7 protein-coding genes are annotated in these 8,726 nt (G+C 73.1%); 4 read left to right on the top strand and 3 right to left on the bottom strand.

All coding sequences use genetic code 11. The features are described 5' to 3' along the window. Window positions 1–45: 45 nt before the first annotated feature. The gene (lepA, locus tag ACFUEL_RS06425; protein WP_380234878.1) at window positions 46–1,914 is read right to left on the bottom strand and encodes a translation elongation factor 4; all 1,869 of its coding nucleotides are present in this window, start codon (window positions 1,912–1,914) and stop codon (window positions 46–48) included. 103 nt (window positions 1,915–2,017) lie between these two features. On the opposite strand from lepA, the gene ACFUEL_RS06420 reads away from it, so the two are divergent. From ACFUEL_RS06420 to ACFUEL_RS06410, 3 genes are all read left to right on the top strand, one after another. Next, window positions 2,018–2,323, top strand: a complete 306-nt coding sequence (locus ACFUEL_RS06420; protein ID WP_380234877.1) for an antibiotic biosynthesis monooxygenase family protein — start codon at window positions 2,018–2,020, stop codon at window positions 2,321–2,323. Window positions 2,324–2,506: 183 nt separating this feature from the next. After that, entirely contained in the window at window positions 2,507–2,770 is a 264-nt protein-coding gene (rpsT, locus tag ACFUEL_RS06415; RefSeq protein ID WP_380234876.1) for a 30S ribosomal protein S20, read from the top strand. 681 nt (window positions 2,771–3,451) lie between these two features. Further along, window positions 3,452–4,099, top strand: a complete 648-nt coding sequence (locus ACFUEL_RS06410) for a hypothetical protein (RefSeq protein ID WP_380234875.1) — start codon at window positions 3,452–3,454, stop codon at window positions 4,097–4,099. A 111-nt stretch (window positions 4,100–4,210) separates the two neighbouring features. Here the strand turns inward: ACFUEL_RS06410 and holA are convergent, their stop codons facing one another. Beyond that, window positions 4,211–5,206, bottom strand: a complete 996-nt coding sequence (gene holA, locus ACFUEL_RS06405) for a DNA polymerase III subunit delta (RefSeq protein ID WP_380234874.1) — start codon at window positions 5,204–5,206, stop codon at window positions 4,211–4,213. A gap of 193 nt (window positions 5,207–5,399) precedes the next feature. Between holA and ACFUEL_RS06400 the strand changes: the two genes are divergently transcribed. Next, window positions 5,400–5,663, top strand: a complete 264-nt coding sequence (locus tag ACFUEL_RS06400) for a hypothetical protein (RefSeq protein ID WP_380234872.1) — start codon at window positions 5,400–5,402, stop codon at window positions 5,661–5,663. A 260-nt stretch (window positions 5,664–5,923) separates the two neighbouring features. Here the strand turns inward: ACFUEL_RS06400 and ACFUEL_RS06395 are convergent, their stop codons facing one another. Beyond that, window positions 5,924–8,716, bottom strand: a complete 2,793-nt coding sequence (locus ACFUEL_RS06395) for a ComEC/Rec2 family competence protein (protein WP_380234871.1) — start codon at window positions 8,714–8,716, stop codon at window positions 5,924–5,926. Window positions 8,717–8,726: the final 10 nt, after the last annotated feature.

Genomic DNA, 8,726 nt, shown 5'->3' with positions numbered 1-8,726 from the left:
GTTCGGGGGAGGTGCCGGCCCGCCGTCGTACGCCCGTGCCCGGAGCTACTTCTTCTCCTTCGGGGCCTCCGCGTCCGTCGACAGCGCGGCGATGAAGGCTTCCTGCGGAACCTCCACCCGGCCGACCATCTTCATCCGCTTCTTGCCTTCCTTCTGCTTCTCCAGCAGCTTGCGCTTGCGCGAGATGTCACCGCCGTAGCACTTGGCGAGGACGTCCTTGCGGATCGCCCGGACCGTCTCGCGGGCGATCACCCGGGAGCCGATCGCGGCCTGGATCGGCACCTCGAACTGCTGGCGCGGGATCAGCTTCTGCAGCTTGCCGGCCATCATCACGCCGTAGTTGTACGCCTTGTCCTTGTGCACGATCGCGGAGAACGCGTCCACCGCGTCGCCGTGCAGCAGGATGTCGACCTTGACCAGGTTGGCGGACTGCTCGCCGATGGGCTCGTAGTCGAGCGAGGCGTAGCCGCGGGTCTTGGACTTCAGCTGGTCGAAGAAGTCGAAGACGATCTCGGCCAGCGGGAGGGTGTAGCGCAGCTCCACCCGGTCCTCGGAGAGGTAGTCCATGCCCTGGAGGGTGCCGCGGCGGGTCTGGCAGAGCTCCATGATCGCGCCGACGAACTCGTTCGGGGCGAGGATGGTGCCGCGCACCACCGGCTCGTACACCTCGGCGATCTTGCCGGTGGGGAACTCGCTCGGGTTGGTGACGGTGTGCTCGGTGCCGTCCTCCATGATCACCCGGTAGATCACGTTCGGGGCGGTGGAGATCAGGTCGAGGTTGAACTCGCGCTCCAGGCGCTCCCGGATGATCTCCAGGTGCAGCAGGCCGAGGAAGCCGCAGCGGTAGCCGAAGCCGAGCGCGACCGAGGTCTCCGGCTCGTAGACCAGCGCGGCGTCGTTCAGCCGCAGCTTGTCCAGCGCGTCGCGCAGCAGCGGGTAGTCCGAGCCGTCCAGCGGGTAGAGGCCGGAGAACACCATCGGGCGCGGGTCCTTGTAGCCGCCGAGGGCCTCGGTGGCGCCCTTGTGCTGCGAGGTGATGGTGTCGCCGACCTTGGACTGCCGGACGTCCTTCACACCGGTGATGATGTAGCCCACCTCGCCGACGCCGAGGCCGTCGGCGACCTTCGGCTCGGGCGAGATGACGCCGATCTCCAGCAGCTCGTGGGTCGCGCCGGTGGACATCATCGCGATCCGCTCGCGCTTGGTGAGCTGGCCGTCCACCACTCGCACGTAGGTGACCACGCCGCGGTAGGCGTCGTACACCGAGTCGAAGATCATCGCGCGGGCCGGGGCGTCCTTGACGCCGACCGGGGCCGGGATCTTCTCGACCACGTGGTCGAGCAGGTCCTCGACGCCGAGGCCGGTCTTCGCGGAGACCTTCAGCACGTCGTCCGGGTCGCAGCCGATGATGTGCGCGATCTCGGCGGCGTACTTCTCCGGCTGGGCGGCCGGCAGGTCGATCTTGTTGAGCACGGGGATGATCGTGAGGTCGTTCTCCAGCGCCAGGTACAGGTTGGCGAGGGTCTGCGCCTCGATGCCCTGGGCGGCGTCGACCACCAGGATGGTTCCCTCGCAGGCCGCGAGGGAGCGGGACACCTCGTACGTGAAGTCCACGTGGCCGGGGGTGTCGATCATGTTGAGGATGTGCGTCGTGCCCGCGTTCTCACCGGACCGGGGCGCCCACGGGAGGCGGACGGCCTGGGACTTGATGGTGATGCCGCGCTCGCGCTCGATGTCCATCCGGTCGAGGTACTGGGCGCGCATCTGCCGGGGGTCCACCACGCCGGTGATCTGCAGCATCCGGTCGGCGAGCGTCGACTTGCCGTGGTCGATGTGGGCGATGATGCAGAAGTTGCGGATCACCGCCGGGTCAGTACGGCTGGGCTCTGGCACGTTGCTGGGGGTCGCGGGCACCTTGGTCCGATTTCTGATCCGATCAATATGGTTCCGTCCATCCTCCCATGCCGAACGGCCCTCGGTCCTTCCCGCCCGAGCGGGTGTGCGGGAGGATCCCTCCATGATCTTGGAAAGCGCCCTGCTCGACGTCCTCCCCGGCCAGGAGGACGCCTTCCTCGCCGCCTTCGCCGGGGCCCGCCCGCTGATCGCCGCCCAGCGGGGCTTCCGCTCCCTGGAACTGCGCCGCTGCCTGGACGCGGGCGGCACCTCGCGCTTCCTGCTGCAGGTCGGCTGGGACACCCTGGAGGACCACACCGAGGGCTTCCGCCGCTCCCCCGAGTACGGGCAGTGGCGCGAACTGCTGCACCGCTTCTACGACCCGTTCCCGACCGTCGAGCACTACGGCGAACCGCTGCTCACCGCCTGACCGGCGTCCGGCGGGCCGCCGGAGCGGGGCCGGACGGTCCGGTTTGGGCCGACCAGTGCGGCCCTGGTAGCGTGGGCCGCTGCACTCGGCCCTCGGCATGCCCTCTCAGCAGGCCCGAGGGCGCCGGAGTGCGACCCGTTTAGCTGTCGATTCACGTCGATTCACACAGACTGAGGCTCTTTCGTGGCGAACATCAAGTCCCAGATCAAGCGCAACAAGACCAACGAGAAGGCGCGCCTGCGCAACAAGGCCGTCAAGTCCTCGCTGAAGACCGCCCTGCGCAAGGCCCGCGAGGCCGCTGCCGCCGGTGAGACCGAGAAGGCCACCGAGCTCGCGCGCGCCGCCTCCAAGGCCCTCGACAAGGCCGTCAGCAAGGGCATCATCCACAAGAACCAGGCCGCCAACAAGAAGTCGGCGATCACCAAGCGCGTCAACGTCGCCGCCTGATCCAGGTTCTTCCCGCACGGCCCCGCCGTGCACCCGGTGCCGGATCCGGCACCACCCCGGTCGGCGTGAACCCGCGGCCCTCTACCCGCCACCGCCGACCCCCGCTCCCGGAGCTCCCGGCCCTCTACCCGGATTCCGGTGAGCCGCACGATCCGTACCGCACGCGGCCTGCGTTCGCCACGCGGGTGCGGTACACCAGCTCCACGGTGAGAGCTCCCGGCTCCGGGACCTCACTCCCACTGCCCGCCCGGGTCACCCGGGCGGGCAGTCGGCGTTTCCGGCTCCTTCCGCCCCTCCTCCCCCTCCCGCCTCTTCCACCCCTCCCCCCGGGCCATTCGAACGGGTGACGGGCGTCAACCGGCACACCCGCGCAGAATCGGTTCCGGCCGGATCGCGGGAGTAGGGTGCGTGGCACTTTCCGTGCCCGCTCGACCACGCAGGGGAACGATGCCGACTCCACCGCCGTCTCCGCTCCCCCAGCCCCCGCCCTCTCCCCCGCCCGGGTACGGGTACGGGCCCGCCGCCGGAAGCCCCGCTTACGCCCCCTCCCCCGCACCGCCCGGACGGGCCGACTGGTCCGGGACCGCGGCGGGCGGGAGCGGTCGGGCCGGACGGCACGGGGGCGGGCGGTACGGGGGCACCCGGTACGGGGGCGGCACCGGCGGGCGGGGCCGACGGCGGGTGCGCGGACGCGGGGTGTGGTGGGGCGTCGGCGGCGCGCTGCTCGCCTCCGCGGTGTGGTCGGTCGCCGTACTGACCCTGCCGCCGCTGGTGCGCGGCGTCCTCGGCGGACCCTCCGCCCCCGCACCGGCCGGCTACCGGGCCGCCGACGACCTGTGTGCCACCGCCACCCTGCCCGCCTTCGCCCGGCTGTACCCGTCCCCGTCCGGCAGCCCCTACCACTACACGACGCGCCACCGGGTGATGGACGAAATGTACTGCAGCCAGTACCGCCGGCAGACCGACGGCGACCCCGAGCACTACTCGCTCTACCTCCAGGTGCAGCTCCATCACCAGGTGGACCCGCGCCCGGAGTTCGGCGCCCAGCGCGAGGGCCTGGCCCAGCGCCACTACCTGATCACCCCCGTGTCCGAACTCGGCGACGAGGCGTACCTCGGCTACCTGGACGACCGGGGCCGCGACGACTCCGGACGGCACTACCTCACCCAGGTCCTCTACGTCCGGCAGGGCGGCATGACCTGCTACGCCGGCTGGTCCGGCTCCTACCAGGACGGCCGGACGACCGCACCCGACCTCGACCGGATCCGCAGCGCCCTCGTCAGCGACACCCGCGACATGCTGCGCGGCCTCGGCGGCTCCCCCACCTGAACACCGGTGCGCCGGGGTGCCCACGTGCCGGTGCACCGTGATGCCCGCGCGGGCATCACAGGGGAAGAGGCGGGAGGGCCGGACGGCTGGCAGACCCCGGCCTGCCGGGGGCTAGTAGGGGCGGGAACCGGCCCGGGAGGCGCGGGCGACGGCGACGACGGCGCGTTCGAGCGCGTACGCGGGGTCGTCGGAGCCGCCCTTCACCGCGGCGTCGGCCTCGGCGACGGCGGTCAGCGCGGCGGCCACGCCGTCCCCGGTCCAGCCGCGCATCTGCTGGCGCACCCGGTCCACCTTCCAGGGCGGCATGCCGAGTTCGCGCGCCAGGTCACCGGGGCGCATGTTGCGGCCCGCGGAGGCCAGCCGGCCGATGCTGCGGACGCCGGAAGCGAGCGCGTAGGTGATGCCGGTCGGCGGCTGCCCGACGGCCAGGGCCCAGCGCAGCCGCTCCAGGGCCTCGGCGGCCCGGCCGGTCACCGCGAGGTCGGCCACCTCGAAACCCGTCGCCTCGGCGCGGCCGCTGTAGTACTTGGCGACCGCCGTCTCGTCGATCGGTCCCTCGACGTCAGCGGTCAACTGGCTGCACGCGGCGGCCAGTTCCCGCAGGTCGCTGCCGAGGGAGTCCAGCAGCGCCTGGCACGCCTCGGAGCTGGCGGCCCGCCCCAGGGTGCGGAACTCGTTGCGGATGAAGGCCAGCTTCTCGTTCGCCTTGGCCAACTTCGCACAGGCGACCTCCCGGGCGCCCGCCTTCTTCGCCGCGTCCAGCAGCCCCTTGCCCTTGGCTCCGCCCGCGTGCACCAGCACCATGATCACTTCTTCGGCGGGCGACTCCAGGTAAGCCTTGACCTCCTTGACCGAATCGGCCGAGAGGTCCTGCGCGGCCCTGACCACGATGACCTTCCGCTCCGCGAAGAGCGAGGGCGTGGTGAGTTCCGCCAACTGGCCCGGCTGCAGGGCACCCGGCGCGAGGTCCCGGACGTCCGTCTCCGGATCCGCCGCCCGCGCCGCGGCCACCACCTCGGCAACTGCGCGGTCGAGCAGCAGCTCCTCCTGGCCGACCGCAACGGTCAGCGGGGCGAGCAGGTCGTCGGGTGCACTCTTCCTGGCCATCGCCTACCAGGATCGCACGCCGCGCCGACAGCCCCTCCCACCACGCTCCTCCCCTCCGCCGCGCCGTCCCCGCCCGCTCGCTCGCGCCCGCCCGCACCCGCCCGTACGCCCCGGACCGAACCGCGTCCGTCCACCCGTTCCGGGGGGGTGGGGCCGATTCCGCACCGGCCCCGGCGCTGAGGAGAATGGTGGCGTGATCGAGAACAATGACCGTCAGTTGCTCGTCCTCCCCGACCGCGATGCGGCGGAGGAGGTCGCTGAGGAGTTGAGCGCGCGCTGGCCCGAGCTGGGCGACGTCGAGGTGGTCCGGGACGCCCTCGCCGGGGAGGACGACGCCGAGGACGCCCAGTGGCTGGTGGTGGTCGAGGCCCCCGAGGACGAAGGCTGGACCTCCCGGCTGCTGACCGAACTCGACCAGTTGGTCGCCGAGCAGGACGGCTGGCGCGAACAGGGCTGACGCCCGCTCCGTCCCGCTCTCCCCGCCCACCTACCGGCCAACCCCCTTCCCCTCGACACTCCTTGGCCCCGCCCGAACGGGGTGACCCCACCCACTCGGGCGGGCGTTTCCGTACCGGCCCGGCCCGGCCACGGACGACCGGCCGCCCGCCCGGTCGCCCCACCCGGACGCCACTGCCGGCCATCGCTGCCTGTCTCCACCAGCCGCCACCGCGGCCGGCCGCCGATTGCCGGTCGCCGGGCCCGTTCCCGTGCTCCCGGTCAGCCGCGGCCGGGACTCGAACGCGTCGCCACCGCCAGGGTCCGCGAGTCGCCCAGGACGGCGATGTCCCCGGAGCGGTCGGTCCGGACCACCGTCGCGCCGAGCGCCCTGAGCCCGGCCACGGTCTGTGGTGCCGGGTGCCCGTACGGGTTGTCCGTCCCGCAGGAGATCAGGGCCAGCCTCGGACGGAGCGCGGCCATCAACGCCCAGTCCTGGTTCGCCGATCCGTGGTGCGCCACCTTGAGGACGTCCACCCTCCCCACGCCCGGCGGTCCCGGCCCGCTCCGACCCTCGCTTCGCCCGGTCCCACCGGCAAAGGCCAGGCCGCCATCCTCCTTTCCGTGCTGGGGAGTTGGCCCTCCACCGGTCGGCGCACGCTCCGACGGCCGGTCCGGAGCCCCGGCCCCGGGCGGAGGCCGTGGCGGTGCGCCCAGTGCCAGCAACGCGGCCTGGGCCGGAGGTTCCAGGTCTCCGATCAGGGCGACCCGCAACGCAGCGTCGGGTGGGCCGAGCGCGGCGATGATCGCGATGCTGGAGTTGTTCGGCCCCTCCGCTTCGGGTGCCGACGGCGAGGTCGGCCACAGGACTTCCCAGGCCAGTTCCGCTCCGGCCGCACGCCGTTCGCCGCGCTGCGCGCGCACCACCGGGATGCCGCCGGCCGCCGCCCACCGGAGCACCCGGGAGCGCTCACCGACCGGCTCGTCCGAGCCGGTCACCTCGATCGATCCGACCGCTCGGCCGCGCAGGACCCCGGGGGTGCCCTCCACGTGGTCGGCGTGGAAGTGGGTGAGGATCAGCACGGGAATCCTGGTCACCCCGAGGCTGCGCAGGCAGGCATCAGCCGTCTTAGGGTCCGGCCCGGCGTCCACCACCACGGCGGTTCCCGGTTCGACGGGCAGGACCGTCATGTCGCCCTGCCCGACGTCGCACATCGCCATCCGCCAACCCGGCACGGGCCAGCCGGTCGCCAGTCGGACGACGGAGGCCGGGCGCAGCAGGACCAGCGGCAGCATCAGGGCGACCGTGAGCACGACCAGTGCTCTGGCCCTGCGCCGGCGGGCGCGGTGGCCCGCCAGCAGCGGCGGTACCGCCCAGGCCAGCGAGACCATCACCACGACCAGCAGGAACGCGCCGAACAACCCTTCGGGCCAGGCGAGTTCGGCTCCCGGCAGGGAGGCGCCGCGCCGCGCGACGGCGACCAGCCAGCCGGCCGGCAGCGCCGCGAGGTCCGTCAGGAACTCCGCCGCCCCCTTCCGAAGCGGTGCGATCGCGAGCGCGGCGAACCCGAGCAGGGTGGCGGGGGCCACCGCGATCTCGGCCAACAGGTTGCACGGCACCCCGACCAGGCTGACCCGGGGTGCGAGCAGGACGGTGACCGGCGAGCAGAACGCCTGCGCCGCGGCGGTGGCGCCGACCGCCGATGCCAGGTGGTGCGGCCAGCGGCGCGCCCGGAGCGCCGCCGTCCACCGCGGGCCGAGCACCAGCAGCCCGGCGGTGGCCAGTGAGGAGAGCAGGAACCCGTACGAGCGGGCCAGGTACGGGTCCACCAGGATCAGGATCAGCACCGCTCCGGCCAGTGCCGGTACCCCTCGCCGGGGGCGGCCGGTGGCCAGGGCGAGCAGCCCGATCAGCCCGGTGGCGGCGGCTCTGAGCACGCTCGGCTCGGGGCGGCAGACGGTGACGAACGCCAATGTCAGCGCGGTTCCGAGCAGCGCCGTGGTGCGGAACGAGAGGCCCAGCAGCCCGGCCAGACCGCCGCGGCCGGGTGCGTCGGGCTCGCTCGGCGCGCCACCGACCAGGACGGCCAGGACGATCGCCAGGTTGGCGCCGCTCACCGCGACCAGGTGGCCGAGGTCGGTGGCCCGGAACGCGTCCGACAGGTCGTCGGGCAGTCGGGACACGTCTCCCACCACCAGCCCGGGGAGCAGCCCGCGGACGTCCGGCGGCAGGTGGTCGCAGGCGTCGCGGAGCCCCTCGCGCAGGTGGGCCGCGAAGCGCTGCGGGAGGTTCGGTGGGGTGGTGATCCTTGGCGGCCCCTGCGGGACGAGCAGCGCCGCGGTACCGATGTGGACCCTGCCCGCTCCGCCTGCGGCCGGTGACGGTTCCTGCAGTACCTCCGCTCGTAGTTCCAGTCCGGTGGAGGGGATCAGCCGCTGCCACGGGTAGTCCTCCTGGGATCTGATCAGCAGGGTGACGGGCGTGCGGGTGGCGGTGGGCGGCGGTGCTGGGCCGCCGTGGTGGGTGGAGACGGCCCGGACTTCGGTGACCAGCGCCGGTACGGTCAGGGTCGGTCGGGACAGCGTGCTGCCCCGGGCGCGCGGGCCGTGTTGCTTCGGATCGCCCGTGACGGTCAGCTCGACGGTGATCTCGGGGGCTGCGGGTGCTTCGTTCCGGGGCTCCTCCTTACCGGATGGTTCCGCGGTGCCCCGTTCGTCGCCGCCGGTCCGCGGCCCTGCGCCGGTGGGCGGCGCGACCGCGGGCGGGACGGACGGGCGGGCCAGCGCGGGTAGCGGGCCCCGGTACAGGTCGGCGGTGTGCAGGACGGTGGTGGTGGCCGCCGCGGCGGCGGTCAGCAGGACCGCGGCGGCCAAGCGGTGGGCCCGGCGGTGAGGCCCGCCGGCCCTGAGCAGGAGCGGGGAGAGTGCGGCAGCCACCAGTGCGGCCGCAAGCACTGCCGGGTGCCGGTCCGGGGCGAGACCGAGGACTGCCGCGGTGACCGCCCACGCGGTGCAGGCCGGTAGGAGGAGCCGGTAGTCGGTCCGATGGCGGGTGGCGGCTGGTGTGACCGGCAACAGGTTCCTC

Source organism: Kitasatospora sp. NPDC057198, assembly GCF_042670125.1.
Lineage (GTDB): Bacteria > Actinomycetota > Actinomycetes > Streptomycetales > Streptomycetaceae > Kitasatospora.
This window is presented reverse-complemented; position numbering and strand designations above follow the sequence as displayed.

Coding starts and splice junctions, on each gene's coding strand:
- ACFUEL_RS06420 (WP_380234877.1), top strand. CDS start 2,018: ATGATCTTGGAAAGCGCCCTGCTCGACGTCCTCCCCGGCCAGGAGGAC.
- holA (WP_380234874.1), bottom strand. CDS start 5,206: ATGGCCAGGAAGAGTGCACCCGACGACCTGCTCGCCCCGCTGACCGTT.